Annotated in this window: 24 protein-coding genes; 15 read left to right on the top strand and 9 right to left on the bottom strand. The window is 55.7% G+C overall.

Going from position 1 to position 26,463, the window contains the following annotated elements; genetic code table 11:
- Positions 1–9 precede the first annotated feature (9 nt).
- Genes kdsC through npr form a run of 9 tightly spaced genes read left to right on the top strand, consistent with a single transcriptional unit; the run spans position 10 to position 5,894 of the window.
- Complete coding sequence (kdsC, locus tag H7R58_RS02905) at positions 10–576, top strand: 3-deoxy-manno-octulosonate-8-phosphatase KdsC (RefSeq protein WP_106927273.1); 567 nt, start codon at positions 10–12, stop codon at positions 574–576.
- The gene (gene lptC / locus H7R58_RS02900; RefSeq protein ID WP_106927275.1) at positions 573–1,148 is read left to right on the top strand and encodes an LPS export ABC transporter periplasmic protein LptC; all 576 of its coding nucleotides are present in this window, start codon (positions 573–575) and stop codon (positions 1,146–1,148) included. The genes kdsC and lptC overlap by 4 nt, the downstream gene beginning before the upstream one ends.
- A complete protein-coding gene (gene lptA, locus H7R58_RS02895; RefSeq protein ID WP_106927277.1) occupies positions 1,117–1,671 on the top strand; it encodes a lipopolysaccharide ABC transporter substrate-binding protein LptA in 555 nt (184 codons plus the stop codon). The genes lptC and lptA overlap by 32 nt, the downstream gene beginning before the upstream one ends.
- A gap of 6 nt (positions 1,672–1,677) precedes the next feature.
- Positions 1,678–2,403, top strand: coding sequence for an LPS export ABC transporter ATP-binding protein (gene lptB / locus H7R58_RS02890; protein WP_035891167.1), 726 nt, complete (start codon positions 1,678–1,680; stop codon positions 2,401–2,403).
- Between the two features lie 45 nt (positions 2,404–2,448).
- On the top strand, positions 2,449–3,882 hold the full coding sequence (gene rpoN, locus H7R58_RS02885) for an RNA polymerase factor sigma-54 (protein ID WP_106927279.1): 1,434 nt from the start codon (positions 2,449–2,451) through the stop codon (positions 3,880–3,882).
- A 22-nt stretch (positions 3,883–3,904) separates the two neighbouring features.
- The gene (gene hpf / locus H7R58_RS02880) at positions 3,905–4,192 is read left to right on the top strand and encodes a ribosome hibernation promoting factor (RefSeq protein ID WP_106927280.1); all 288 of its coding nucleotides are present in this window, start codon (positions 3,905–3,907) and stop codon (positions 4,190–4,192) included.
- 56 nt (positions 4,193–4,248) lie between these two features.
- Entirely contained in the window at positions 4,249–4,737 is a 489-nt protein-coding gene (ptsN, locus tag H7R58_RS02875) for a PTS IIA-like nitrogen regulatory protein PtsN (RefSeq protein ID WP_035891171.1), read from the top strand.
- 33 nt (positions 4,738–4,770) lie between these two features.
- Positions 4,771–5,625, top strand: a complete 855-nt coding sequence (gene rapZ / locus H7R58_RS02870; RefSeq protein WP_106927282.1) for an RNase adapter RapZ — start codon at positions 4,771–4,773, stop codon at positions 5,623–5,625.
- Positions 5,622–5,894 (top strand): PTS phosphocarrier protein NPr, encoded by a 273-nt coding sequence (npr, locus tag H7R58_RS02865; protein ID WP_052283608.1) that lies wholly within the window; start codon positions 5,622–5,624, stop codon positions 5,892–5,894. The genes rapZ and npr overlap by 4 nt, the downstream gene beginning before the upstream one ends.
- 113 nt (positions 5,895–6,007) lie before the next feature.
- Here npr and mtgA read toward each other — a convergent pair whose 3' ends face one another.
- The 3 genes from mtgA to H7R58_RS02850 all read right to left on the bottom strand — a co-directional run bounded on the left by mtgA (position 6,008) and on the right by H7R58_RS02850 (position 10,372).
- On the bottom strand, positions 6,008–6,727 hold the full coding sequence (gene mtgA / locus H7R58_RS02860; protein ID WP_182934587.1) for a monofunctional biosynthetic peptidoglycan transglycosylase: 720 nt from the start codon (positions 6,725–6,727) through the stop codon (positions 6,008–6,010).
- 224 nt (positions 6,728–6,951) lie between these two features.
- Positions 6,952–9,291 carry an aerobic respiration two-component sensor histidine kinase ArcB gene (arcB, locus tag H7R58_RS02855; RefSeq protein WP_106927286.1) on the bottom strand — a complete coding sequence of 780 codons (2,340 nt, stop codon included), beginning with the start codon at positions 9,289–9,291 and terminating at the stop codon, positions 6,952–6,954.
- A 157-nt stretch (positions 9,292–9,448) separates the two neighbouring features.
- Positions 9,449–10,372 carry a tRNA modification radical SAM protein MnmL/YtqA gene (locus H7R58_RS02850; protein ID WP_182929947.1) on the bottom strand — a complete coding sequence of 308 codons (924 nt, stop codon included), beginning with the start codon at positions 10,370–10,372 and terminating at the stop codon, positions 9,449–9,451.
- 684 nt (positions 10,373–11,056) lie between these two features.
- Here H7R58_RS02850 and gltB point away from each other — a divergent pair.
- The 3 genes from gltB (at position 11,057) to H7R58_RS02835 (ending at position 18,230) form a co-directional block, all read left to right on the top strand.
- The gene (gltB, locus tag H7R58_RS02845) at positions 11,057–15,517 is read left to right on the top strand and encodes a glutamate synthase large subunit (RefSeq protein WP_106927289.1); all 4,461 of its coding nucleotides are present in this window, start codon (positions 11,057–11,059) and stop codon (positions 15,515–15,517) included.
- 9 nt (positions 15,518–15,526) lie between these two features.
- Complete coding sequence (locus tag H7R58_RS02840) at positions 15,527–16,945, top strand: glutamate synthase small subunit (RefSeq protein ID WP_106927291.1); 1,419 nt, start codon at positions 15,527–15,529, stop codon at positions 16,943–16,945.
- Positions 16,946–17,144: 199 nt separating this feature from the next.
- Positions 17,145–18,230 (top strand): PDDEXK nuclease domain-containing protein, encoded by a 1,086-nt coding sequence (locus tag H7R58_RS02835; protein WP_106927293.1) that lies wholly within the window; start codon positions 17,145–17,147, stop codon positions 18,228–18,230.
- Positions 18,231–18,262: 32 nt separating this feature from the next.
- On the opposite strand, the gene sspB is transcribed toward H7R58_RS02835, so the two are convergent.
- From sspB to zapE, 5 genes are all read right to left on the bottom strand, one after another.
- The gene (gene sspB, locus H7R58_RS02830) at positions 18,263–18,763 is read right to left on the bottom strand and encodes a ClpXP protease specificity-enhancing factor (RefSeq protein ID WP_182929945.1); all 501 of its coding nucleotides are present in this window, start codon (positions 18,761–18,763) and stop codon (positions 18,263–18,265) included.
- A 4-nt stretch (positions 18,764–18,767) separates the two neighbouring features.
- Positions 18,768–19,406 carry a stringent starvation protein SspA gene (gene sspA / locus H7R58_RS02825; RefSeq protein ID WP_106927297.1) on the bottom strand — a complete coding sequence of 213 codons (639 nt, stop codon included), beginning with the start codon at positions 19,404–19,406 and terminating at the stop codon, positions 18,768–18,770.
- A 295-nt stretch (positions 19,407–19,701) separates the two neighbouring features.
- Complete coding sequence (gene rpsI, locus H7R58_RS02820) at positions 19,702–20,094, bottom strand: 30S ribosomal protein S9 (RefSeq protein WP_000829815.1); 393 nt, start codon at positions 20,092–20,094, stop codon at positions 19,702–19,704.
- A gap of 15 nt (positions 20,095–20,109) precedes the next feature.
- A complete protein-coding gene (gene rplM, locus H7R58_RS02815; RefSeq protein ID WP_000847556.1) occupies positions 20,110–20,538 on the bottom strand; it encodes a 50S ribosomal protein L13 in 429 nt (142 codons plus the stop codon).
- A 290-nt stretch (positions 20,539–20,828) separates the two neighbouring features.
- Complete coding sequence (gene zapE / locus H7R58_RS02810; protein WP_106927299.1) at positions 20,829–21,953, bottom strand: cell division protein ZapE; 1,125 nt, start codon at positions 21,951–21,953, stop codon at positions 20,829–20,831.
- Between the two features lie 197 nt (positions 21,954–22,150).
- Here zapE and zapG point away from each other — a divergent pair, with 197 nt between their 5' ends.
- The 3 genes from zapG (at position 22,151) to degS (ending at position 25,319) form a co-directional block, all read left to right on the top strand.
- A complete protein-coding gene (gene zapG / locus H7R58_RS02805) occupies positions 22,151–22,549 on the top strand; it encodes a Z-ring associated protein ZapG (protein WP_106927360.1) in 399 nt (132 codons plus the stop codon).
- Between the two features lie 138 nt (positions 22,550–22,687).
- A complete protein-coding gene (gene degQ, locus H7R58_RS02800) occupies positions 22,688–24,064 on the top strand; it encodes a serine endoprotease DegQ (RefSeq protein WP_106927301.1) in 1,377 nt (458 codons plus the stop codon).
- A gap of 187 nt (positions 24,065–24,251) precedes the next feature.
- Entirely contained in the window at positions 24,252–25,319 is a 1,068-nt protein-coding gene (degS, locus tag H7R58_RS02795; RefSeq protein ID WP_182929944.1) for an outer membrane-stress sensor serine endopeptidase DegS, read from the top strand.
- 60 nt (positions 25,320–25,379) lie between these two features.
- Here degS and mdh read toward each other — a convergent pair whose 3' ends face one another.
- Entirely contained in the window at positions 25,380–26,318 is a 939-nt protein-coding gene (gene mdh, locus H7R58_RS02790; protein WP_106927305.1) for a malate dehydrogenase, read from the bottom strand.
- Between the last annotated feature and the right edge of the window lie 145 nt (positions 26,319–26,463).

Genomic DNA, 26,463 nt, shown 5'->3' with positions numbered 1-26,463 from the left:
ATATAAAGAATGAGTAATGCTGTCGCATCGGTCGCTACCTGCTACGGGCCGGTGAGTCCACAATTTATCGCGAAGGCGGAGAAAATCCGCCTGCTGATCCTCGACGTCGATGGAGTGCTGTCCGATGGCCTTATCTACATGGGCAACAACGGCGAAGAGTTGAAGGCCTTCAACGTTCGCGATGGTTACGGCGTACGCTGTGCCCTTACCTCCGACATCGAAGTGGCGATTATTACCGGGCGAAAAGCTAAACTGTTAGAAGACCGCTGCGCGACGCTCGGCATCACGCATCTCTATCAGGGTCAGTCGGATAAGCTCATTGCCTACCGTGAACTGCTGGCGAAGCTTGACCTTCAGCCGGAGGAAGTGGCCTACGTGGGCGACGATCTGATCGACTGGCCGGTCATGGCAGAAGTCGGTCTCAGCGTCGCGGTAGCGGACGCGCACCCGCTGCTGCCACCGCGCGCTGATTACGTCACGCGTATTGCGGGAGGCCGCGGCGCGGTTCGTGAAGTCTGCGATCTGCTGCTGCTGGCGCAAGGGAAGCTGGACGAAGCCAAAGGGCAATCCATATGAGTAAAACCAGACGTTGGGTTATCATTCTGCTATCGCTGGTGGCGCTTGTCCTGATCGGCCTTAATCTTGCCGATAAAGAAGACAGCGGCCCGGTGACAACAAACGCTGGCGATCCAACTTATAAAAGCGAGCATACCGATACGGTGGTGTACAGCCCCGAAGGCGCGCTCTCCTACCGGTTAATTGCCGAACACGTGGAGTATTTTTCCGATCAGAGTCTGTCGTGGTTTACTCGCCCCGTACTGACAACATTTGACGCCGCCAAGGTGCCAACCTGGTCGATTAAAGCCGATAAAGCGAAGCTGACCAACGACCGCATGCTGTACCTCTACGGGCACGTTGAAATCAACGCGCTGACAGAAGACGCACAACTGCGTAAGATTACGACGGATAATGCCCAGGTAAACCTGATAACTCAGGATGTTTCCTCTGACGATCTGGTGACGTTATACGGCACAACATTTAATTCCAGCGGCCTGAAAATGCGCGGCAATTTACGCAGCAAAAACGCCGAGCTGATTGAAAAGGTTAGAACCTCTTATGAAATTCAGAACAAACAAACTCAGCCTTAAGCTGGCGCTCGTCGCTTCTCTGCTGGCCGCTAGCCTGCCGGCCATGGCGGTGACCGGCGATACCAATCAACCGATTCACATTGAATCCGATCAGCAGTCGTTGGATATGCAGGGCAACGTCGTGACCTTTACCGGCAACGTCGTCGTCACCCAGGGCACAATCAAAATTAACGCTGACAAAGTGGTCGTGACCCGCCCTGCGAATCAGCAGGGTAAAGAAGTTATTGAAGGCTACGGCAATCCGGCCACCTTCTACCAGATGCAGGACAACGGCAAACCGGTGAAAGGCCATGCGTCGAAAATGCGCTATGAGCTGGCGAACGACTTCGTGGTGCTGACCGGCAACGCTTACCTTGAGCAGCTCGACAGCAACATCAAGGGCGACAAGATCACGTACCTGGTCAAGGAACAGAAAATGCAGGCGTTTAGCGATAAAGGCAAACGCGTGACCACCGTTCTGGTGCCATCCCAGCTGCAGGACAAGTCCAAAGATCAGGCTCCGGCACAGAAAAAGAGTAACTAATCCGTTATGGCGACATTAACTGCAAAAAATCTGGCGAAGGCCTACAAAGGCCGCCGCGTAGTGGAAGATGTCAGTCTGACCGTGAATTCCGGTGAGATTGTGGGTCTGCTTGGGCCAAACGGCGCGGGTAAAACCACCACCTTCTACATGGTGGTTGGGATCGTGCCGCGCGACGCGGGCAATATCATCATTGATGACGAAGACATCAGCCTGCTGCCGCTGCACGCGCGCGCGCGCCGGGGTATCGGCTATCTGCCGCAGGAAGCCTCTATTTTCCGCCGTCTGAGCGTTTACGATAACCTGATGGCTGTGCTGCAAATCCGCGACGATCTGAGCAACGAACAGCGTGAAGACCGTGCTAAAGAGCTGATGGAAGAGTTCCACATCGAGCATCTGCGCGACAGTCTGGGCCAGGCGCTATCCGGCGGGGAACGCCGCCGCGTCGAAATCGCCCGCGCGCTGGCGGCAAACCCGAAATTTATCCTGCTGGATGAACCGTTTGCCGGCGTAGACCCGATTTCGGTTATCGACATTAAACGTATTATCGAACACCTGCGCGACAGCGGCCTTGGCGTACTGATTACCGACCACAACGTCCGTGAAACGCTGGCGGTGTGTGAACGCGCTTATATCGTCAGCCAGGGGCATCTGATTGCCCACGGTACCCCTCAGGAGATCCTACAAGACGAACATGTTAAACGCGTGTATCTTGGGGAAGACTTCAGACTCTGATAGGGTAGTGGTTAACGACGTTAGCGGGAGATATTCGTTCTGAACATGAAGCAAGGTTTGCAATTAAGGCTCAGCCAACAGCTTGCCATGACGCCACAGCTGCAGCAGGCTATTCGTCTGCTGCAGCTGTCTACGCTGGAACTTCAGCAGGAACTCCAGCAGGCGCTGGAGAGCAACCCCCTGCTCGAGCAAACCGATCTTCACGAAGAAGTAGAAACTCAGGAAGCCACCGATCACGAAACGCTGGACAGCGTTGACGCGCTGGAAAAGCCCGATATGCCCGAAGAGCTGCCGCTTGACGCCAGCTGGGACGAGATCTATACCGCCGGGACGCCTTCCGGCACCGGGGCCGACTACCAGGACGACGAGCTGCCGGTTTACCAGGGCGAAACAACCCAGTCGCTGCAGGATTACCTGATGTGGCAGGTTGAACTGACGCCGTTTACCGATACCGATCGCGCCATCGCCACCTCCATCGTCGACGCGGTGGACGACACCGGCTACCTCACCGTTTCCGTGGAAGATATTCGCGAAAGCATCGGCGACGACGAGATTGGCCTCGATGAAGTGGAAGCGGTGTTGAAGCGCATCCAGCGCTTCGATCCGGTAGGCGTCGCCGCCAAAGATCTCCGCGACTGTTTGCTGATCCAGCTTTCCCAGTTCTCACCTACGACGCCGCGTCTTGATGAAGCTCGCCTGATCATCAGTGAGCATCTGGATCTGCTCGCCAACCATGACTTCCGTTCGCTGATGCGCGTCACGCGGCTGAAAGAAGACGTGCTGAAAGAAGCGGTCGATCTGATCCAGTCATTAGATCCGCGCCCCGGCCAATCGATCCAGACCGGTGAACCTGAATACGTCATTCCTGACGTGCTGGTGCGTAAGGTGAACGATCGCTGGGTGGTTGAACTGAACGCCGACAGCATCCCGCGTCTGCAGATTAACCAGCACTATGCTGGCATGTGCAATAACGCCCGCAACGACGCCGACAGCCAGTTTATCCGCAGCAACCTGCAGGAAGCGAAGTGGCTGATTAAGAGTCTGGAAAGCCGCAACGACACGCTGCTGCGCGTCAGCCGCTGCATCGTTGAACAGCAGCAGGCCTTTTTCGATCTTGGCGAAGAGTATATGAAACCGATGGTGCTGGCGGACATCGCCCAGACCGTCGAAATGCACGAGTCCACGATTTCGCGTGTTACCACGCAGAAGTATTTGCATAGCCCACGGGGCATTTTCGAGCTTAAGTATTTCTTCTCCAGCCACGTCAGCACCGAGGGCGGCGGCGAAGCCTCGTCCACGGCGATTCGTGCACTGGTGAAGAAATTGATTGCCGCGGAGAATCCCGCAAAACCACTGAGCGACAGTAAACTGACCACCATGCTCTCTGAACAGGGTATCATGGTGGCACGGCGCACCGTTGCAAAGTACCGAGAGTCTTTATCCATTCCGCCGTCTAACCAGCGTAAACAGCTGGTCTGACACTACTGATAAGGAAGACACTATGCAGCTCAACATCACTGGACACAACGTCGAAATTACCGAGCCAATGCGCGAATTCGTGAATGCGAAATTCAGCAAGCTGGAACAATTCTTCGAGAGGATCAATCAGGTCCATATTGTGTTAAAAGTGGAGAAATTGACGCACATCTCGGATGCTACACTGCACGTTAACGGGGGCGAACTTCATGCCAGCGCGGAAGGGCAGGATATGTACGCCGCTATCGACGGTTTAATCGATAAACTGGCGAGACAGTTAAACAAGCACAAAGATAAACTAAAACAACATTGATTGTCCGAGCAGCCGCCCGATATGCCCGGCATATCGGGCGGCGCTTAGGTGAAATTATGACAAATAACGATTCGGCTCTACAACTGAGCAATGTCCTTAACCAGGAATGTACCCGCAGTGCAGTACACTGCCAGAGTAAAAAACGCGCGCTTGAGATCATCAGCGAGCTGGCGGCTAAACAACTTAGCCTGCCGCCGCAGGTGGTGTTTGAAGCCATTCTGACCCGTGAAAAAATGGGCAGTACCGGCATCGGTAACGGTATCGCGATCCCGCACGGCAAGCTGGAAGAAGATACGCTGCGCGCCGTCGGCGTGTTTGTGCAGTTGGAAACGCCAATCGCCTTCGACGCCATCGACAACCAGCCGGTCGATTTACTCTTTGCGCTACTGGTGCCGGCAGACCAGACCAAAACCCACCTGCATACGCTTTCCCTGGTGGCAAAACGTCTGGCGGATAAAACCATTTGTCGCCGCCTGCGCGCCGCGCAGAGCGACGAAGAGCTGTATCAAATCATCACCGATACGGAAACCCACGATGATGCATAATGGACATCACATCGTACTGAGGAGAAACGGTACATGGTACTGATGATCGTCAGCGGCCGCTCTGGCTCGGGAAAATCAGTGGCCCTGAGGGCGCTGGAAGATATGGGCTTCTACTGCGTGGATAACCTGCCGGTGGTGCTGCTGCCGGAACTGGCGAAAACGCTGGCTGACCGCGAGATATCGGCCGCCGTCAGCATTGACGTGCGTAACATGCCCGAAACGCCGGAAATCTTCGAACGTGCAATGGAGAACCTGCCGGACAACTTCTCCCCGCAGCTTCTGTTCCTCGATGCCGATCGCAATACGCTGATTCGTCGCTACAGCGACACCCGTCGTCTGCACCCCCTCTCAAGTAAGAATCTGTCGCTGGAAAGCGCCATTGATGAAGAGAGCAACCTGCTGGAGCCGCTGCGCTCTCGCGCCGATCTGATCGTCGATACCTCCGAGATGTCCGTTCACGAGCTGGCGGAAATGCTGCGTACCCGTCTTCTGGGTAAACGCGAGCGTGAGCTGACGATGGTATTTGAATCCTTCGGCTTCAAGCACGGTATCCCTATCGACGCCGATTACGTTTTCGACGTGCGCTTCCTGCCGAACCCGCACTGGGATCCGAAGCTGCGTCCGATGACCGGCCTCGACAAACCGGTCGCCGCGTTCCTCGACAGGCACACCGAGGTTCACAACTTTATTTACCAGACCCGCAGCTATCTTGAGCTATGGTTACCTATGCTGGAAACCAACAACCGTAGCTATCTGACGGTGGCCATTGGTTGTACCGGCGGTAAACACCGTTCGGTTTACGTTGCCGAACAGCTGGCTGACTACTTCCGCTCACGCGGTAAGAACGTGCAGTCTCGTCATCGGACGCTGGAAAAACGCAAATCATGACCGTAAAACAGACCGTTGAAATCACTAATAAGCTGGGCATGCACGCTCGCCCGGCGATGAAGCTGTTTGAGCTGATGCAGGATTTTGACGCGGAAGTCTTGCTGCGTAATGACGAAGGCACCGAAGCGGAAGCCAACAGCGTGATTGCGCTGCTGATGCTCGACTCCGCCAAGGGTCGCCAGATTGAGGTTGAAGCCACCGGCCCACAGGAAGTGGAAGCGCTGGCGGCGGTGATTGCGCTGTTTAACGCCGGGTTTGACGAAGACTAGTCTCGTAGGCCGGATAAGGCGTTTACGCCGCCATCCGGCAATACAGCGGTGCCTTACGAATGCCAGATGGCGCTACGCTTATCAGCGCCTACAAAACTCACCGCAACCTGCCGCTAATACAGCTTATTTTCCCGCATAAACCCTTCCCCGCCCAGCTGACGCATCTGGCGTAAAATCCACGCCTGACGGCTGCGTACATACCCTGACGGCGCGCTGGCCTTAAAGCGAATGGGGTTTGGCAACACGGCCGCCAGCAGCGCAGCCTCCGCCATCGTCAACTTACTGGCCGGTTTATGGAAAAAGCGCTGCGACGCAGCCTCCACGCCAAAAACGCCGTCGCCAAACTCAGCGATATTCAGGTAGACGGTCAGAATGCGCTTCTTGCTCCACACCGTCTCAATTCCCAGCGTGAGACCCGCCTCCAGCCCTTTACGCAGCCAGCTGCGCCCGTCCCACAGGAACAGGTTCTTTGCCGTCTGCTGCGACAGCGTTGATGCGCCGCGGATGCGGTTTTCGTTGCGCTCATTGTGCGCCAGCGCCTTCTCAATTGCCGTGACGTCAAAGCCCCAGTGATCGGGGAACTTTTGGTCCTCGGCGGCAATCACCGCGAGCCCCATCCACGGCGAAATGTCATCCATGCTGACCCAGTCCGAACGGGCAACATAGCCGAAGTCTCCCGACAGCCATGCCCCCACCTGGCGCTCAATCATCACGGCAGAAAATGGTACCGGCAGAATACTGAACGCGGCAATGCCGCCGCCCCATGCCAGCACCAATAGCAGCAGCAGCCGCAAGACCAGACGTTTTAGCCCAGCTACACTCCTCAAAGCCATCTCGTTCTCGCTAACTCTCTGACGCTGATTAATATTTCTGATTAAGCGTTACGCTTCACACATTTTACTGATTCACGTAACAAACATTTTAAGTTTTGCTATCTTATTGAGCGTGCAATCGTATTTCAGGTTGTGTCAAACAAACAAAATCAAGCCAATCATCTGACGCAGCCACCAGTTCCCTGGTGTTGGCGCAGTATTCGCGCACCCCGGCTAGACCGGGGTCATTTTTTATCAACGTTGGCTACCCACGCTTTCAATACCGCCACATCGTGCTGCCATTCCGACTTCATTTCTTCAACCCATTCACCTACGTTATCCCACCATGCCGGCAGGTCCGGTGACTGGATCTGTTGCCCTAGTTGCTGAAGGTGACGAAGCCCTACGGAACCGGCAGCCCCCTTAATCTTGTGTCCTTCCTCGACAATGCCTTTTTGGTCACGGGCGGTCAGGTTTGACTCCAGCACCGCCAGGTAGCCCGGCATCATTTTTTCAAACACGGCCAGGCCATCGGTAATCAGCTTCGGCCCTACCAGTTCGATATACTGCTCCAGCATAGGTATATCGAGCAGCTGCTGCGACTTGCCGTTATCACTCTGGCTCACGGTACTCTCCTCTTCGTCTTCAGCGGTATCCCAGAACTTCTTGATCATCGCCGTCAAGGCCGGTACCGAGAGCGGTTTACTCAGCACATCGTCCATGCCAGCATCCAGATATTCTTTCTTATCCTTCAGTACATTGGCCGTCAGTGCCACCAGCGGCGGCAGATCGTCGGCATGATATTTACGCGTCAACTCGCGGGAAATATCCAGACCGGTCATGTCCGGCAGTTGGATATCCAGCAGCACCAGGTCATATTCACCCGGCGTAAACATCTCCAGCGCGGCTTTACCGGTCATGGCGACGTCTACGCTATTCCCCAGTTTTTCCAGCACGGAGCGGGCAACAATCACGTTCAGCTCAATGTCTTCCACCAGCAGCACGTGCAGTGCGGGCAGCGGCATATCGTCTTCTTCCAGCGTATCTTCGACTTCCTCAGCCACCGCCGGCGCATGCACCGTCAGGGTAAAGACAGAGCCGTGGCCCGGCTGGCTGGAGACGTCGATATCCCCGCCCATGCTTTTCGCCAGACGCTTCGACACGGCAAGACCGATCCCGGTACCGGTGGCCGGTTTACCGCCCTGGCTATCTTTCACCTGATAATACATGGCAAAGATTTTATCCTGCTCCTCCTGCGGGATACCGATACCGGAATCCTCCACCTCGAAGTGCAGCATATCGCCCTCGTCATAGCGCACGCGGACCACCACGTTGCCCTGCTGGGTAAACTTCACGGCGTTGCTGATCAGGTTCCACAGAATCTGTCGCAGGCGGGTACCGTCGGTAATCACTTTATGCGGCAGCGGCAACGTTGGCTCCATAATGAAGCGAAGCCCCTTTTGCTGGGCCTGCAAACCGGAAAGGTTTTCGAGATCCGCCAGGAAGCCGGTGAAATCAACCTCCTGGTTATCCAGTTGCACCTTGCGGCGCTCCATCTTATCCATATCAATAATATCGTTGAAGATATTGCCCAGCGTGACCGCCGACACGTGAATGGTTTTCAGGTATTTCTCCTGTTCTGCCGTCAGGTTAGTGTCGAGCAGGATTCGGCTAAGCCCCACGATGCCGTTAAGCGGCGTGCGCAGTTCATGGCTGATGGTGGAGATAAAGGTCGTTTTGTCGCGGCTGGCGCGTTCCAGTGCGTCCTGGTAGCGCTTGCGTTCGGTAATATCGCGACCAAAGCCCATCAGGCCGTGGCGTTTCCCCACGCGGTCGTAGTACGGCACTTTACGGATCTCAAAACACGCTTTGCGTCCGTCCGGGTAATCGAGCCATTGTTCGTAGGTGAGCGAGACATTATGACGGAAGACTTTTTCATCGGTTTCAATGACTTTTGCCGCCGCCTCTGCGCTATACACCTCTTCAGGATGCAGGTGAATCAGCTGCTTTTCACTTTTACCCGTCAGTAGCTCCATCGCCCGGTTACAGCCGGAAAATTCTTTATCTTCATTGCGATAGAAAACCAAATCCGGCGATGCGTCGAGGAACGAACGCAGGAAGGAGGACTGCTGCTCAAGGCGGATCTGCGTCTCTTCGCGCTCCTGTACCTCAATACGCAGCTGTTCAAGGGTAGCCAGACGTTCCGCTTCCGCTTTTTCACGGTCGCTGATCTCCTGGTTAAGCTGGGAAATATTGTCTTTCAGCTGAACGTTGAGCTTAAGGTCGCGTTCGCGCATCTCTTCAAGCTTTTCAACCAGCCGGGACAGACGCTGCCGCGACTCTTCAAGCTGCTCAACCACCACCGACAGAAAATACACTGCCCATGGGGTAATCAGCAGGCCGAAGAAGATGGAGCGAATAACATCGATACTCTCCACCTGGCCATGCAGCACCATGGTGACGGCCATCTGTACCACAATCGCCAGTACCACCAGCGCCAGCGCGAGCAACAGAGAGAAACGTACCAGACCCAGCTTCATCATCAGGTCGACGTAATACTGCGCCAGCATACGGATTTGCTTCATAAGGGATTCCTTAACGACAACGTCGTTCAATCATACCCAATTCTGAGCGCAGCGCGGTAGGTTGTGTAAAAAATGCGAGGATTATCTGTGAAGTCGGTGTTGTAGGCCTGATAAGCGCAGCGCCATCAGGCCTACACGGCGGCGAGGCGTGACGACACTACGGCTGCACCCAAGGCGTGCCCAGCGCCGAGCCCTGCACACCGTGTTCATTCAGGTATTTATCCAGCTCGACCATCCCGGTCCAGCGGTTCTCACACCATAGCGGCGCCAGCAGCGTTGGCCGGCGAGCGCTGGCGGAAATACGGTGATAAATCACCTCCGGCGGCGTATGACGAATCATCTCGCCCGCGGTCACCGTATAGTCGTCCAGCGCAATGCCGTTCAGACGACCGGCCTCCCAGGCCTTCGCCATAATGCTACCGGTGACAATATGCAGCGGATGCAGCTTAATGCCGTCAACGCCCGTCTCAACCACCTGCTGGAGCGTCTCCAGGCATTCGCTCTGCCCTTCCCCGGGCAGGCCGACAATCAGGTGACTGCACACCTTCAGGCCGCGTTCACGTGCCAGACGCGTCGTATTCTGGTAACAGGCAAAGTCGTGGCCGCGGTTAATCCGGTGCAGCGTTTTATCGTGCGCGGTTTGCAGCCCCAGCTCCAGCCACACTTCATAGCCCTGCTCGTGGTACTCACTCAACAGGTCTAGTACCGCCTCCGGCACGCAGTCCGGGCGCGTACCCACGCACAGCCCGACGATATTGGCCTGGCTTACCGCCTGCTGGTACATCGAACGCAGCACCTGCACTTCGGCAAAGGTGCTGGTATAGGCCTGGAAATAGGCCAGATAGCGCTTTGCGCGGTTCACCAGCTGCGCCTGATGAGCAAGCTGCTCGGCAATCGACTTATGCTGCTGCGCTTCATCGGCAAACGAGGCGACATTACAGAACGTACAACCGCCCCGGCCAATGGTGCCATCGCGGTTTGGGCAGCTGAATCCACCATGCAGCGTCAGTTTATGAACCTTTTCGCCGTAACGACGCGTAAGATCCCCACCAAACATATTGACTAATTTTTGTAACTGCATAATCTGATAGACCGGCCTGAAGAAAGGGCCCAAGCCTGCCACTTTTAGTCTCGATCGGCGATGACCTGGATCAATCGCCATGTAGACCCTTTACCTTATTGCATAACAAATCAAAATTACTGCAATTTCATTCAGAAGAAGCGTGATTATTTTTGCTTATGTCAGTACCGTTATTTGCAATAATCCAGCGCCCGTTGAAAAACAGAGCGATCATATACCCCCACTGTCAATACCAGCATTAAATGCTACTTTTAATATCCAAAACAGCACATGAAGATTAAAAGCGCGCTTACAGATAGTGAGACAGATCACACTCATTGCGGCATCCCCATCAGGTCCTTAACCGAGAAAAATGCATTATTTTTTATATTAATCATTATGTTAACTGCTCTATAGCACATTTCTGTATAAATAAGATTGCCATTTGACCTATGTAGCGATTCCCGATAAGTTGGGAATCCGCTGGAAGCTTTCTGGATGAGCAGCCTGCTCATCATATTTATGCAGTAATTGAGATTCCCTCTTAAGCAAGTCCTCAAACTTGTGTGACCTACGCGAAAAGGATAAAAGAGGGCGAATGCGAGGTTAGGCAAAGAGTGCCTCACCCCGTCGCCATGCTCTTGCTGTGCCTTGCGCGCAATCGATTAAGGGGGCGTCCCGTAGAGCCTGGGGAGGTTCACTGATATGTTGTACGATAAATCCCTTGAGAGGGATAACTGTGGTTTCGGCCTGATCGCCCACATAGAAGGCGAACCTAGCCACAAGGTAGTGCGTACCGCGATACACGCACTGGCCCGAATGCAGCACCGCGGCGCAATACTCGCCGACGGTAAAACCGGTGACGGTTGTGGCCTGCTGCTGCAAAAACCTGACCGTTTCTTTCGCATCGTCGCCGAAGAGCGCGGCTGGCGCTTAGCGAAAAACTATGCCGTTGGGATGCTGTTCCTGAATAAGGATCCTGAACTGGCAGCGGCGTCTCGCCGTGTTGTAGAAGAAGAACTACAGCGTGAAACCCTGTCTATCGTCGGCTGGCGCGATGTGCCAACCAATGAAGGCGTACTGGGTGAAATCGCCCTCTCCTCTCTGCCTCGCATTGAACAAATTTTCGTTAACGCCCCTGCGGGCTGGCGTCCGCGCGATATGGAACGCCGTCTGTTTATCGCCCGTCGCCGTATCGAAAAACGCCTCCAGGAAGATAAAGACTTCTACGTTTGTAGCCTGTCGAACCTGGTCAACATCTATAAAGGTCTGTGTATGCCGGCGGATTTGCCGCGCTTCTACCTGGACCTCGCGGACCTGCGTCTGGAGTCGGCCATCTGCCTGTTCCACCAGCGCTTCTCCACCAACACCGTTCCACGCTGGCCGCTGGCTCAGCCGTTCCGCTATCTGGCGCACAACGGCGAGATCAACACCATCACCGGTAACCGCCAGTGGGCACGCGCGCGTACCTATAAGTTCCAGACCCCGCTGATCCCGGATCTGCACGACGCTGCGCCTTTCGTTAACGAAACCGGCTCCGACTCCAGCTCCATGGATAACATGCTTGAGCTGCTGCTGGCAGGCGGGATGGACATCATTCGCGCCATGCGTCTGCTGGTACCACCGGCCTGGCAGAACAACCCGGATATGGACCCGGACCTGCGTTCGTTCTTCGACTTTAACTCCATGCACATGGAGCCGTGGGACGGCCCGGCAGGTATCGTCATGTCTGACGGTCGCTATGCCGCCTGTAACCTCGACCGTAACGGTCTGCGCCCGGCGCGCTACGTCATCACCAAAGACAAGCTCATCACCTGCGCTTCTGAAGTCGGTATCTGGGATTACCAGCCTGACGAAGTGGTTGAAAAAGGCCGCGTAGGCCCAGGCGAGCTGATGGTTATCGACACCCGCAGCGGCCGCATCCTGCACTCTGCTGAAACCGACAACGATCTGAAAAGCCGCCACCCGTACAAAGAGTGGATGGAGAAGAACGTTCGCCGCCTGGTGCCGTTTGAAGATCTGGCCGATGACCGCGTTGGCAGCCGTGAGCTGGACGACGATACGCTTGCCAGCTATCAGAAACAGTTTAACTACAGCGCTGAAGAGCTGGATTCCGTTATCCGCGTGCTCGGCGAAAACGGCCAGGAAGCGGTCGGCTCAATGGGTGACGATACCCCGTTTGCCGTGCTCTCCAGCCAGCCGCGTATTATTTACGACTACTTCCGCCAGCAGTTTGCGCAGGTGACTAACCCGCCAATCGACCCGCTGCGTGAAGCGCACGTGATGTCGCTGGCGACCAGCATCGGCCGTGAAATGAACGTCTTCTGCGAAGCGGAAGGCCAGGCACACCGTCTGAGCTTCAAATCACCGATTCTGCTGTACTCCGATTTCAATCAGCTCACCACGATGAAAGAGGAGCACTACCGCGCCGATACGCTGGATATCACCTTCGACGTGACGGAAACCGATCTCGAAACGACGGTAAAAGCGCTGTGCGATAAAGCCGAAGAGATGGTGCGCAGCGGTACCGTACTGCTGGTGCTGTCCGATCGTAACATCGGCAAAAATCGTCTGCCAGTACCGGCCCCGATGGCGGTAGGCGCTATCCAGACCCGTCTGGTTGATAAGAGCCTGCGCTGCGATGCCAACATCATCGTCGAAACCGCCAGCGCCCGCGACCCGCACCACTTTGCGGTACTGCTCGGCTTCGGCGCAACGGCTATCTACCCGTATCTGGCTTATGAAACCCTGGGACGTCTGATTGATACGCATGCTATCGAGAAAGACTACCGCACGGTGATGCTGAATTACCGTAACGGCATCAACAAAGGCCTGTACAAGATCATGTCCAAAATGGGCATCTCGACCATTGCCTCCTACCGCTGCTCCAAGCTGTTTGAAGCGGTTGGCCTGCACGACGATGTGGTCGCTAACTGCTTCCAGGGCGTGGTCAGCCGCATTGGCGGCGCGTCGTTCGACGACTTCCAGCAGGATCTGCTGAACCTGTCGAAACGTGCCTGGCTGGCGCGTAAACCGCTGGATCAGGGCGGGCTGCTCAAATACGTTCACGGCGGCGAATATCACGCTTATAACCCGGACGTGGTGCGCACCCTGCAACAGGCAGTACAGAGCGGTGAGTACAGCGATTACAAAGAATATGCCGAGCTGGTGAACAACCGTCCGGCGGCGACGCTGCGCGACCTGCTGGCGATAACCCCGAACGGGGAAACCGTCAACCTGGCCGACGTTGAACCAGCAAGCGACCTGTTCAAACGTTTCGACACCGCCGCGATGTCTATCGGCGCACTGAGCCCGGAAGCACACGAAGCGCTGGCGGAAGCGATGAACAGCATCGGCGGCAACTCGAACTCCGGCGAAGGCGGCGAAGACCCGGCGCGTTACGGTACCAACAAAGTATCGCGCATTAAGCAGGTGGCTTCCGGTCGCTTTGGCGTGACGCCAGCGTATCTGGTTAACGCCGACGTGATTCAGATTAAAGTTGCCCAGGGCGCGAAGCCAGGCGAAGGCGGTCAGTTGCCGGGTGATAAAGTCACCCCGTACATTGCTAAACTGCGCTATTCCGTACCGGGCGTAACGCTGATTTCTCCGCCACCGCACCACGATATTTACTCTATCGAGGATCTGGCGCAGCTGATTTTCGACCTGAAACAGGTCAACCCGAAGGCGATGATCTCCGTGAAGCTGGTTTCCGAACCGGGCGTCGGCACTATCGCCACGGGCGTAGCGAAAGCTTACGCTGACCTGATTACCATCGCTGGCTATGACGGCGGCACCGGCGCAAGCCCGCTGTCTTCCGTCAAATACGCGGGCTGCCCGTGGGAGCTGGGCCTGGTGGAAACCCAGCAGGCGCTGGTTGCCAACGGCCTGCGTCACAAGATTCGTCTGCAGGTAGACGGCGGCCTGAAAACCGGCGTCGACATCATTAAAGCGGCGATCCTCGGCGCGGAAAGCTTCGGCTTCGGCACCGGTCCAATGGTCGCGCTGGGCTGTAAATACTTACGTATTTGCCACCTGAACAACTGCGCAACGGGTGTGGCAACTCAGGATGAAAAACTGCGTAAGAACCACTATCACGGCCTGCCGTTCAAAGTGACTAACTACTTTGAATTTATCGCCCGTGAAGTGCGCGAGCTGATGGCCTCGCTGGGCGTAACCCGCCTCGTAGACCTGATTGGCCGCACCGACCTGCTCAAAGAGCTGGATGGCTTCACCGCCAAGCAGCAGAAGCTGGAGCTGTCTCGTCTGCTGGAAACCGCCGAGCCGCATCCTGGCAAAGCGCTGTACTGCACCGAGAACAACCCGCCGTTTGATAACGGCGTGCTGAACGCGCAGCTGCTGCAGCAGGCAAAACCGTTTGTTGATGAGCGCCAGAGCAAAACCTTCTGGTTCGACATCCGCAACACCGATCGTTCCGTGGGCGCATCGCTATCGGGCTACATCGCCCAGACGCATGGTGACCAGGGGCTGGCGGCAGACCCGATTAAGGCGCACTTCAACGGTACCGCGGGCCAGAGCTTCGGCGTGTGGAACGCCGGCGGCGTTGAGCTGTACCTGACCGGCGATGCCAACGACTACGTCGGTAAAGGCATGGCGGGTGGTCTGCTGGCGATCCGTCCTCCGGTGGGTTCTTCCTTCCGCAGCCACGAAGCGAGCATTATCGGCAACACCTGCCTGTACGGCGCAACCGGTGGTCGTCTGTACGCCGCAGGGCGTGCAGGTGAACGTTTCGGCGTACGTAACTCCGGGGCGATTACCGTGGTGGAAGGTATTGGCGACAACGGCTGTGAATACATGACCGGCGGCATCGTCTGCGTGCTGGGCAAAACGGGCGTTAACTTCGGCGCCGGTATGACGGGCGGCTTTGCTTACGTACTGGATGAAGACGGTGATTTCCGTAAACGCGTTAACCCGGAACTGGTGGAAGTGCTGGATGTCGACTCGCTGGCGATTCACGAAGAGCACCTGCGCGGTCTGATTACCGAACACGTGCAGTTAACCGGTTCTTCCCGCGGCGAAGAGATCCTGGCGCACTGGCCGTCTTACTCCGCGAAGTTCGCGCTGGTTAAGCCGAAGTCCAGTGATGTGAAAGCCCTGTTGGGTCACCGTAGTCGTAGCGCAGCTGAGCTGCGTGTGCAGGCGCAGTAAGAGGTCATCATGAGTCAGAACGTTTATCAATTTATCGACCTGCAGCGCGTTGATCCGCCGAAGAAACCGCTGAAGATCCGCAAGATCGAATTTATTGAGATCTACGAGCCGTTTTCCGAAGGCCAGGCCAAAGCACAGGCAGACCGCTGCCTGTCCTGCGGTAACCCGTACTGTGAGTGGAAATGTCCGGTACATAACTACATCCCTAACTGGCTGAAGCTCGCCAACGAAGGACGTATTTTTGAGGCAGCCGAGCTGTCGCACCAGACCAACACCCTACCGGAAGTCTGCGGGCGCGTTTGCCCGCAGGACCGCCTGTGTGAAGGTTCCTGTACGCTGAACGACGAGTTCGGCGCAGTGACCATCGGCAACATCGAGCGCTATATCAACGATAAAGCGTTTGAGATGGGTTGGCGTCCGGATCTGACCGGCGTGAAGCAAACCGGCAAGAAAGTCGCCATCATCGGTGCGGGCCCAGCGGGCCTGGCATGCGCCGACGTACTGACCCGTAACGGCGTGAAAGCGGTGGTCTTTGACCGTCACCCTGAAATCGGCGGTCTGCTGACCTTCGGTATCCCGGCCTTCAAGCTGGAAAAAGAGGTGATGACCCGCCGCCGTGAAATCTTCACCGGGATGGGCATTGAGTTCAAACTGAATGTCGAAGTGGGACGCGACGTGCAGCTCGACGATCTGCTGAAAGATTACGACGCCGTCTTCCTCGGCGTGGGCACCTATCAGTCCATGCGCGGCGGCCTGGAGAACGAAGACGCGTCTGGCGTATTCGACGCTCTGCCGTTCCTGATTGCCAACACCAAGCAGATCATGGGCTTCGGCGAAACCGCCGAAGAACCGTACGTCAGCATGGAAGGCAAGCGCGTGGTGGTACTGGGCGGTGGTGATACTGCGATGGACTGCGTGCGCACCTCCATTCGTCAAAATGCGGCTCACGTTATCTGTGCTTATCGCCGTGACGAAGAGAACATGCCGGGTTCGAAACGCGAAGTGAAAAACGCGCGTGAAGAAGGCGTGGAATTCCAGTTCAACATCCAGCCGCTGGGCATTGAAGTGAATGCTAATGGCAAAGTAAGCGGCGTGAAGATGGCGCGCACCGAAATGGGACAGCCGGATGCGAAAGGCCGCCGTCGCGCGGAGATCGTCGCCGGTTCCGAGCATGTCATCCCGGCCGATGCCGTCGTGATGGCGTTTGGCTTCCGTCCACACAGCATGGAATGGCTGGCGAAACACAGCGTTGAGCTGGACTCTCAGGGCCGCATCATTGCGCCTGAAGGCCACGAAAACGCCTTCCAGACCAGCAACCCGAAAATCTTCGCCGGTGGTGACATCGTGCGTGGTTCGGATCTGGTGGTGACAGCAATTGCCGAAGGCCGTAAGGCGGCTGACGGGATTATGAACTACCTGGAAGTGTAAGAAGGCTCTTCTCTGGCCCCTGTCCACATTTGCGGACAGGGGCTTTTTTCTTCGTATATCCCCGCCATTCTTTGAAAGCTGCTCGCAATTCAGACTGCAAGTCTTTGTAATTAGTAGAACGCGGATTGATCACTTCAGCGCCCGGGCGTATTGATAGCGGCAAAATTTCACATTGCGACTATCACTACAGGGATGAAATATGAACACGCCGGCGGCACCTCAAAACGCAGATGATTATCAGCAGATCCACGACGGTATTATCCATCTGGTCGATTGCGCACGAACTGAAATAGTTCGCAGCGTTAACGCACTCATGACCGCGACATACTGGGAAATTGGCCGACGCATTGTCGAATTTGAGCAAGGTGGTGAAACCAGAGCGGCTTATGGTGAACAGCTCATTGATCGTTTATCGCAGGATTTAAGCCAAAGGTATAAACGCGGTTTTTCTACAAGAATCCTGTGGCAAATACGCACTTTTTACATTTATTTTCAACATATTGAAATTCCGCAGACGGTGTCTGCAGAATCTAAATATCTCATACAACTGGCCAAGTTTTTCCCGCTTCCCTGGTCTGCATACGTCCGCCTTCTGTCGGTAAAAAGTCCCGATGCGCGCAGCTTTTACGAGAAAGAGACGCTCCGCTGCGGATGGTCAGTACGGCAGCTCGATAGGCAAATCGCCACACAATTTTACGAGCGGACGCTGCTGTCTCGCGATAAAACGGCCATGCTACAACAGGCTGCGCCCGCCGCCGCCGAGGTTACGCCAGAGCAGGCAATACGCGACCCGTTCATTCTGGAATTTCTGGACCTGAAAGACGAGTATTCAGAGTCCGATCTTGAAGAGGCCCTACTCAACCACCTGATGGACTTTATGCTGGAACTCGGTGATGACTTTGCATTTGTAGGCCGTCAGCGTCGCTTGCGGATTGACGACAGCTGGTTTCGCATCGACCTGCTATTTTTCCACCGGAAATTACGCTGTCTGTTGGTTATCGACCTGAAAGTAGGCAAATTCAGCTATGCCGATGCGGGACAAATGAATATGTACCTGAACTATGCCAAAGAGCACTGGACTATGCCGGGAGAAAATCCGCCCGTGGGGCTCATTCTGTGTGCGGAGAAAGGGGCTGGGGAAGCGCACTACTCACTGAACGGTCTGCCCAATACCGTGATGGCAAGCGAATACAGAGTACAGCTGCCTGATGAAAAGCGGCTGGCAGATGAGCTGATTCGCTCACAAAAGGCATTGGCCGCGCAGGGTAACTTATTATCAAACTGACATAACAAAACAGGCCCCAAAGGGCCTGTTTTTTATTTCACAACGCGCAGCGCCGGTCGCCCGCCGCGAGGCGGCGGTGGCGTGTCGTCCGGCTCGTCGCCGTCATCGCTATCCGGTTTGTTGCCGTCAATGACCGACATCACCGTTTCGCTTCCAGCGTTGTCCACGTTCTCATCATCGTTGAAGCTTTCGGCATCTTCATCGTAAGCTGCTTCGGGTTCAAACATGGTTCCAGCACCGTTTTCGCGAGCATAGATAGCCAGCACGGCCGCCAGCGGGACGGAAACCTGACGCGGCACGCCGCCGAAGCGCGCGTTAAAGCGCACTTCATCATTGGCCAGCTCAAGGTTGCCCACCGCGCGCGGCGAGATGTTCAACACGATCTGCCCGTCACGCGCGTACTCCATCGGCACGTTCACGCCCGGCAGCATAACGTCTACCACCAGGTGCGGCGTCAGCTGGTTATCCAGCAGCCACTCATAGAACGCGCGCAGCAGGTACGGACGACGCGGAGAAAGCTGTGATACTTCCATTCAATTAACCCCGGCCAAGGCGCATTTCGCGCTCGGCTTCCGTTAAGGAGGCGAGGAAAGAGTCACGTTCGAAGACACGGGTCATATAGCCTTTCAGCTCTTTCGCACCCGCGCCGCTCAGCTCGATACCCATTACCGGCAGACGCCACAGCAGCGGAGCCAGGTAGCAATCAACGATGCTGAATTCGTCGCTCAGGAAGAACGGCTTCTGAGTGAAGACCGGCGCAATCGCCAGCAGCTCTTCACGCAGTTGTTTACGCGCGGCGTCTGCCTGCGCGGCGGAACCGGTCATCACGACGTTCATCAGTGAGTACCAGTCTTTCTCAATACGGTGCATATACAGGCGGCTTTCGCCACGTGCAACCGGGTAAACTGGCATCAGCGGCGGGTGCGGGAAACGCTCATCAAGATATTCCATAATGATGCGTGATTCCCACAGCGTTAGCTCACGATCTACGAGTGTCGGAACGCTTTGATTCGGGTTGAGGTCAATCAGATCCTGCGGTGGATTGTCCTTTTCCACGTGCTCTATCTCAAAGCTGACACCTTTCTCAGCCAGCACGATGCGGACCTGATGGCTATAGATGTCAGTAGGACCAGAAAACAGCGTCATTACCGAACGTTTGTTGGCAGCGACAGCCATGAAAACCTCCAGGTATAATCAGAATTTGTACTGCTGCCAGCCACAACGGCGGCCAGCCAGACGATAAGCCTCATCTGCACGCTGGCGACATTCTCGTTCACGTTCTAAACAAAAAATGAACAATCGCGCGCATTTGGGCAGAAAATTGGAAGATAGTCTACCAGATTTTGAACGACTTGTGGTGAGGGGATTCCGGAAAAGCGGAAAAAGAGCCCGGCAGCCCTGCTTTACGGGCATAAAAAAACCCGCCGAAGCGGGTTTTTCGCCAATGATTGTCTGCCGAAGCAGAAACCAATTAACGTTTGGAGAACTGCGGACGACGACGTGCTTTACGCAGGCCGACTTTCTTACGTTCAACCTGACGAGCATCACGAGTAACGAAGCCAGCTTTACGCAGTTCGCCACGCAGGGACTCGTCGTACTCCATCAGAGCGCGGGTGATACCGTGACGGATCGCACCAGCCTGACCAGAGATACCACCACCTTTAACGGTGATGTACAGATCCAGTTTCTCAACCATGTCGACCAGTTCCAGCGGCTGACGAACTACCATGCGGGCAGTTTCACGACCGAAGTACTGTTCCAGAGAACGTTGGTTGATAACGATTTTGCCGTTGCCCGGTTTGATGAACACGCGAGCTGCGGAACTTTTGCGGCGACCAGTGCCGTAGTATTGATTTTCAGCCATTGCCTATAATCCCGATTAGATGTCAAGAACTTGCGGTTGCTGTGCCGCGTGGTTGTGCTCGTTGCCAGCGTAAACTTTCAGTTTACGGAACATAGCACGACCCAGCGGGCCTTTTGGCAGCATGCCTTTAACCGCGATTTCAATCACACGCTCAGGACGGCGAGCAATCATCTCTTCAAAGGTCGCTTGTTTGATACCACCGATGTGGCCGGTGTGATGATAGTACACTTTGTCAGTACGCTTGTTGCCGGTTACAGCAACTTTGTCAGCGTTCAGAACGATGATGTAATCACCGGTATCTACGTGCGGAGTGTATTCCGCTTTATGCTTACCGCGCAGGCGCAGAGCCAGTTCAGTAGCCAGACGGCCCAGAGTTTTACCGGTCGCGTCAACAACATACCAGTCGCGTTTTACGGTTTCTGGTTTAGCTGTAAAAGTTTTCATTAAAAGCTTACCCAAATAAATAAGTTACACGTTGGTGAACACCCAAACGTTTAGTCAGTTGAGGTTCACACGACATTGTCCAGCAAACCTACCCCTTCGAATAGCCTATGCCGGCGCAGAGAAAGTTTCGGGAAAAAAACTCTCTTGTAACGTGGGGTCGCAAGATTATAGAGAAGTCGGGGTCAAAGATCGACCCCTTTATGTGATTTGCTGCGGGTTTTTCAAGGTTTGGAGCGGTGTGGCCCGCTGGCCACATCCTCAGCCCCTCTCCCACGGGGAGAGGGTGGCATTCAGGGCATATGCGCGCGCTTCAGGTACTCTTCGCTCTGCATTTCCTGCAGACGCGACAGGCAGCGCTGGAACTCAAATTTCAGCCGCTCGCCCTGGTAGATGTTGTACAGCTCAACCTCAGCGCTGACCACCAGCTTGACGTGACGCTCGTAAAACTCGTCCACCAGCGCGATAAAGCGCCGAGCCTCGCTCTCCAGCAGCGGCGTCATCACCGGTACGTCGTACAGCATGACGGTGTGGAACAGGCGGGAGAGCGCAATGTAGTCGTGCTGGCTGCGCGCATCAACGCACAGCGTGGTAAACGAGACCGCCAGCGTTTGGTTCTCTACGCCGAGCGTCGGCAGCGGACGGTGGTTAATTTCCAGCGTCGTGTGGTTCTGCTGCGGCGTACCTGCCAGCGCCAGCCACAGTTTATTCATCTGCGCGCGCGTCGCCTCGTTTAACGGCGACAGCCACAGGTGAGCCTGGGTGAGCGTGCGCAGACGATAGTCAATGCCAGCGTCCACGTTCATGATATCGCAGTGCGTTTTGATCGCCTCAATCGCTGGCAGGAAGCGCGCGCGCTGGAGGCCATTACGGTACAGCTCATCCGGCGGAATGTTGGACGTTGCGACCAGCGTAATACCGCGCGCAAACAGCGCTTTCATCAGGCCGCCGAGCAGCATGGCGTCGGTGATATCCGAAACAAAAAATTCGTCGAAGCAGAGCACGTCGGTTTCTGCTTTAAAGCGCTCGGCGACAATTTCCAACGGGTCACTGTGCCCCTGCAACGCCGACAGCTCCTCATGCACCCGCAGCATAAAGCGGTGGAAGTGCAGGCGCTGCTTCCGCTCGCCGGGCAAGCTTTGATAGAACATGTCCATCAGCCAGGTTTTGCCGCGCCCCACGCCGCCCCACATATAAAGGCCACGCACTGCCTGTGGTGCATCGGGTTCTTTTTTGCCCAACAGCTTACCAAAGCGCGCGCGCAGGCCGCCGCCGGGGGCCGCTGCGGGCATTTTGTGCTGGAGTTCCTGGTAAATGGTGTCGAGGCGATTAACCGCCTCACGCTGGACATCGTCGGGTTGATGACTGCCCTCTTCAAGGGCCTGAAGATAGCGCGATGTGGGGGACTGGCTTTGCATGATCTAATTGTTATTCCTTTGAAAACCGGTATGTCTTACTTCACGATTGACTAAAAAAAGTCCGTTCTACACTACGCGATGATGCGTCAGGATTCCACTTCTACAGGATTAGCGGTTATAGTGGCACTATCGGGCGCAGGCACGGAGTTGCCTTATAGCCAATACCCTACGGAACAACAAAACAACGGGAGATGTTCATGACCTGGGAATACGCGCTAATTGGGTTAGTTGTCGGTATCATCATCGGTGCCGTGGCCATGCGTTTTGGTAATCGCAAACTACGCCAGCAGCAGGCGCTGCAATACGAGCTCGAAAAAAACAAAGCCGAGCTGGAAGAGTATCGCGAAGAGCTGGTCAGCCATTTTGCCCGCAGCGCCGAGCTGCTGGATAACATGGCCGATGATTACCGCCAGATTTACCAGCACATGGCGAAAAGCTCCAGCAACCTGCTGCCGGGCATGTCAGCGGAAGCCAACCCGTTCCGCAACCGTCTCGCGGAATCCGAAGCCGGTAACGATCAGGCGCCGGTGCAGATGCCGCGCGACTATTCAGAGGGCGCATCCGGCCTGCTGCGCAGCGGTGCCAAACGCGATTAATCTGCATTCCACAAATATTTTACGGGCGCATGACCTGCGCCCGTCCTCTTCTGCTCACGCCGTCTATATTTACTTCAATAACATCAGTCTTTTCGGGAAGTCATATTCTTGCATCCAGGGTCATGAGGGCCAGCATCAATGAATAAATCAACGTTACTGTTAAGTGCATTGGCATTCAGCGTGGGGTTATCCGTTGCCGCACCGTCGCCGGTGTTCGCGTCACTGCCGACGCAGGTTCCTGGCCAGGGCGCACTGCCTAGCCTCGCGCCGATGCTGGAGAAAGTGCTGCCTGCGGTAGTGAGCGTACAGGTAGAAGGCACGGCCCCGGTGAACCAGCAGGTCCCGGATGAGCTGAAAAAATTCTTTGGCGATGACGGCGGCAATGCAACCAACGAGCCGGGCCAGCAGTTTGAAGGGCTTGGCTCTGGCGTGATCATTGATGCGATTAAAGGCTACGTGCTAACCAACAACCACGTCATCAGCGACGCACAGAAAATCAGCGTGCAGCTGAACGATGGCCGCGAGTTTGAAGCGAAGCTTATCGGCAGTGACGATCAAAGCGATATCGCGCTGCTGCAAATTCAAAAAGCCAGCCATCTGACGCAAATCGCCATCGCCGACTCCGACAAACTGCGCGTAGGCGACTTTGCCGTCGCCGTCGGCAACCCGTTCGGCCTGGGGCAGACCGTCACCTCCGGCATTGTTTCCGCGCTGGGCCGCAGCGGCCTGAATCTGGAAGGGCTCGAGAACTTTATTCAGACCGACGCCGCCATTAACCGCGGTAACTCCGGCGGTGCGCTGCTCAATCTCAATGGCGAACTGATCGGCATTAACACCGCCATTCTGGCGCCCGGCGGCGGCAGCATCGGCATCGGGTTTGCCATCCCCAGCAACATGGCGCAGACCCTGGCCCAGCAGTTGATCCAGTTCGGCGAGATCAAGCGTGGCCTGCTTGGCATTCGCGGCATGGAGATGAATGCCGACATTGCCAAAGCGTTTAACCTCGACGTACAGCGCGGCGCTTTCGTGAGCGAAGTGCTGCCAGGCTCTGGCTCCGCAAAAGCAGGCATTAAATCCGGCGACGTGATTACCAGCCTCAACGGCAAGCCGCTGAGCAGCTTCGCCGAGCTGCGCTCGCGCATTGCGACAACGGCGCCAGGTTCAAAAGTGAAGCTGGGGCTGTTACGCGACGGTAAACCGCTGGAAGTCGAAGTCACGCTGGATAAAAGCACCTCCGCAACCGCCAGCGCGCAACTGATTATTCCGGCGCTGGAAGGGGCATCGCTGAGCGACGGCCAGGCGAAAAATGGCACCAAAGGGGTGGTTATCTCTAACGTTGAGAAAGGCAGCCCGGCCGCGCAGATTGGCCTGCATAAAGACGACGTTATCATCGGTATTAACCGCCAGACCACGCAGTCTATTGCTGAACTGCGTAAAGTGCTGGAGGCCAAACCGGCGGTTATCGCGCTGAACGTGATGCGCGGCGGCGAAAGTATTTATCTGCTTCTACGGTAATGACCTGAGCCGGTCATCCGTTACCCTGCGTCAGCCAATACTGGCGCAAGCTGTCGCGTTTTGACGCTCCAGGCTCAAGGATGAGCCTTCGACAGCCAGCTCACGGGGCGGATGCAGCGTATACGCTGTATGTCCGCTTAACTCGTGGTATGCTTCGTCCAGTTTCCTTATCAACGATGCCTGTATCATGCTTGTAAAGCTCTTACGTTCGGTTGCAATTGGTTTACTGGTCGGCGGCATATTGATTGTCTCCGTCCCCTCGTTACGTCAATGGAACCCTATTTCCGCTCCGCGCTTTAGCAGCACGGATGAAACGCCCGCCAGCTACAATGCCGCGGTGCGCCGTGCCGCGCCGGCGGTGGTGAACGTCTATAACCGTAGCCTGAACAGCAGCAGTAATAATCAGTTGGAGATCAAAACGCTCGGCTCCGGCGTCATTATGGACGAACGTGGCTACATTATTACCAACAAGCATGTCATCAACGATGCGGATCAGATCATCGTCGCCTTACAAGACGGCCGCGTATTTGAGGCCCTGCTGGTTGGTTCTGATAGTCTGACCGACCTGGCGGTGCTGAAAATCAACGCCACCGGCGGCCTGCCGGTCATTCCTATCAACCCGGCGCGTACGCCGCACATCGGCGACGTCGTGCTGGCGATCGGCAACCCGTATAACCTGGGGCAGACCATTACCCAGGGGATTATCAGCGCCACCGGACGTATCGGCCTCAACCCAAGCGGGCGACAAAACTTCTTACAGACCGATGCCTCAATCAACCACGGTAACTCCGGCGGCGCGCTGGTGAACTCGCTGGGCGAGCTGATGGGGATCAACACCCTCTCCTTCGATAAGAGCAACGACGGCGAAACGCCAGAAGGTCTGAGCTTTGCCATTCCGTTCCAGCTGGCAACTAAAATCATGGATAAGCTGATTCGCGACGGACGCGTTATTCGTGGCTTTATCGGCATCAGCGGGCGGGAGATCGCGCCGCTGCATTCGCAGGGCGGCGGTATCGACCAGATTCAGGGCATTGTGGTTAATGAAATTGCGCCAGACGGCCCGGCGGCGCAGGCGGGCATTCAAAATAATGACGTGATTATCTCGGTGAACGGTAAACCGGCGGTGTCTGCGCTGGAGACAATGGACCAGGTGGCAGAGATTCGCCCGGGGTCCGTTATTCCGGTCGTCGTGATGCGTGACGATAAAAAGCTGACGATGCAGGTGACTATCCAGGAATACCCGGCGTCAAACTAAACGCTCACCGAAAAAGCAAAGGGGCCATTGGCCCCTTTGTGACATCTCAGGCTTCACGACTTACTTATTAATAAAGTCTTCACCCAGCTGAATATCTTTTCTCAGCGTCTCCAGCATACCTTCCAGCGCCTGCTGCTCGTAAGCGCTGAGCTTGCCGATAGACTGACGCTCTTCCACCCCGTTTTTACCCAGCAGCAGCGGCTGCGAGAAGAAGCGCGCATATTGACCGTCGCCTTCCACATAGGCGCATTCCACCACGCCCTTCTCGCCCTGCAGCGCACGAACCAGAGACAGACCGAAACGCGCCGCCGCCTGCCCCATAGAGAGCGTTGCCGACCCGCCGCCCGCTTTCGCTTCCACCACTTCAGTGCCCGCGTTCTGGATGCGTTTGGTCAGATCGTTTACTTCCTGATCGGAGAAGCTCACGCCGGAAATTTGCGACAATAAAGGCAGAATGGTGACGCCGGAGTGGCCGCCAATTACCGGAACTTCCACCTCACCGGCGCTTTTATCTTTGAGCTCCGCCACAAAGGTATTGGAGCGGATGATATCCAGCGTGGTCACGCCGAACAGTTTATTCTTATCGTACACGCCCGCTTTTTTTAGCACTTCCGCAGCAATAGCGACGGTGGTGTTGACCGGGTTGGTAATAATACCAATGCAGGCTTTCGGCGCGGTTTTTGCAATTTGCTGCACCAGGTTTTTCACAATCCCGGCGTTAACATTAAACAGATCGGAGCGATCCATACCGGGCTTACGAGCAACCCCGGCAGAAATCAGGACAACATCCGCCCCAACCAGCGCAGGCGTCGCATCTTCGCCGGAGAATCCTTTGATTTTGACATCAGTAGGAATATGGCTGAGATCGACCGCCACGCCCGGTGTGACGGGGGCAATATCATAGAGGGAGAGTTCTGAACCTGAAGGCAGTTGGGTCTTTAGTAGTAGGGCAAGCGCCTGGCCAATACCGCCGGCGGCACCAAGGACTGCGACTTTCATCCTAAACTCCTTATTATGGTTAATGACATTCAGGCAACAACCTGTCGTGGACCGCATAACCAACGCAGGAGCTACCTGTTGTTACTCCGTTGCGGCGACCTTAATTCACAAGGTAAATAATTACAATATAATTGCTTACAGAATG

The sequence above is a fragment of the Klebsiella sp. WP4-W18-ESBL-05 genome, from assembly GCF_014169075.1.
GTDB classification, from domain to species: Bacteria; Pseudomonadota; Gammaproteobacteria; order Enterobacterales; family Enterobacteriaceae; genus Kluyvera; species Kluyvera ascorbata_B.
This window is presented reverse-complemented; position numbering and strand designations above follow the sequence as displayed.

Bases quoted from the DNA above. Each gene is read 5' to 3' on its own strand.
- degS (WP_182929944.1), top strand. From the start codon at position 24,252: ATGCTTGTAAAGCTCTTACGTTCGGTTGCAATTGGTTTACTGGTCGGC.
- lptA (WP_106927277.1), top strand. From the start codon at position 1,117: ATGAAATTCAGAACAAACAAACTCAGCCTTAAGCTGGCGCTCGTCGCT.
- H7R58_RS02850 (WP_182929947.1), bottom strand. From the start codon at position 10,372: ATGCAGTTACAAAAATTAGTCAATATGTTTGGTGGGGATCTTACGCGT.
- sspB (WP_182929945.1), bottom strand. From the start codon at position 18,763: ATGGAAGTATCACAGCTTTCTCCGCGTCGTCCGTACCTGCTGCGCGCG.
- rplM (WP_000847556.1), bottom strand. From the start codon at position 20,538: ATGAAAACTTTTACAGCTAAACCAGAAACCGTAAAACGCGACTGGTAT.
- arcB (WP_106927286.1), bottom strand. From the start codon at position 9,291: ATGAAGCAAATCCGTATGCTGGCGCAGTATTACGTCGACCTGATGATG.
- zapG (WP_106927360.1), top strand. From the start codon at position 22,151: ATGACCTGGGAATACGCGCTAATTGGGTTAGTTGTCGGTATCATCATC.
- rpoN (WP_106927279.1), top strand. From the start codon at position 2,449: ATGAAGCAAGGTTTGCAATTAAGGCTCAGCCAACAGCTTGCCATGACG.
- mtgA (WP_182934587.1), bottom strand. From the start codon at position 6,727: ATGGCTTTGAGGAGTGTAGCTGGGCTAAAACGTCTGGTCTTGCGGCTG.
- hpf (WP_106927280.1), top strand. From the start codon at position 3,905: ATGCAGCTCAACATCACTGGACACAACGTCGAAATTACCGAGCCAATG.
- H7R58_RS02840 (WP_106927291.1), top strand. From the start codon at position 15,527: ATGAGTCAGAACGTTTATCAATTTATCGACCTGCAGCGCGTTGATCCG.
- rpsI (WP_000829815.1), bottom strand. From the start codon at position 20,094: ATGGCTGAAAATCAATACTACGGCACTGGTCGCCGCAAAAGTTCCGCA.
- gltB (WP_106927289.1), top strand. From the start codon at position 11,057: ATGTTGTACGATAAATCCCTTGAGAGGGATAACTGTGGTTTCGGCCTG.
- ptsN (WP_035891171.1), top strand. From the start codon at position 4,249: ATGACAAATAACGATTCGGCTCTACAACTGAGCAATGTCCTTAACCAG.
- lptB (WP_035891167.1), top strand. From the start codon at position 1,678: ATGGCGACATTAACTGCAAAAAATCTGGCGAAGGCCTACAAAGGCCGC.
- degQ (WP_106927301.1), top strand. From the start codon at position 22,688: ATGAATAAATCAACGTTACTGTTAAGTGCATTGGCATTCAGCGTGGGG.
- npr (WP_052283608.1), top strand. From the start codon at position 5,622: ATGACCGTAAAACAGACCGTTGAAATCACTAATAAGCTGGGCATGCAC.
- sspA (WP_106927297.1), bottom strand. From the start codon at position 19,406: ATGGCTGTCGCTGCCAACAAACGTTCGGTAATGACGCTGTTTTCTGGT.
- zapE (WP_106927299.1), bottom strand. From the start codon at position 21,953: ATGCAAAGCCAGTCCCCCACATCGCGCTATCTTCAGGCCCTTGAAGAG.
- mdh (WP_106927305.1), bottom strand. From the start codon at position 26,318: ATGAAAGTCGCAGTCCTTGGTGCCGCCGGCGGTATTGGCCAGGCGCTT.
- kdsC (WP_106927273.1), top strand. From the start codon at position 10: ATGAGTAATGCTGTCGCATCGGTCGCTACCTGCTACGGGCCGGTGAGT.
- rapZ (WP_106927282.1), top strand. From the start codon at position 4,771: ATGGTACTGATGATCGTCAGCGGCCGCTCTGGCTCGGGAAAATCAGTG.
- lptC (WP_106927275.1), top strand. From the start codon at position 573: ATGAGTAAAACCAGACGTTGGGTTATCATTCTGCTATCGCTGGTGGCG.
- H7R58_RS02835 (WP_106927293.1), top strand. From the start codon at position 17,145: ATGAACACGCCGGCGGCACCTCAAAACGCAGATGATTATCAGCAGATC.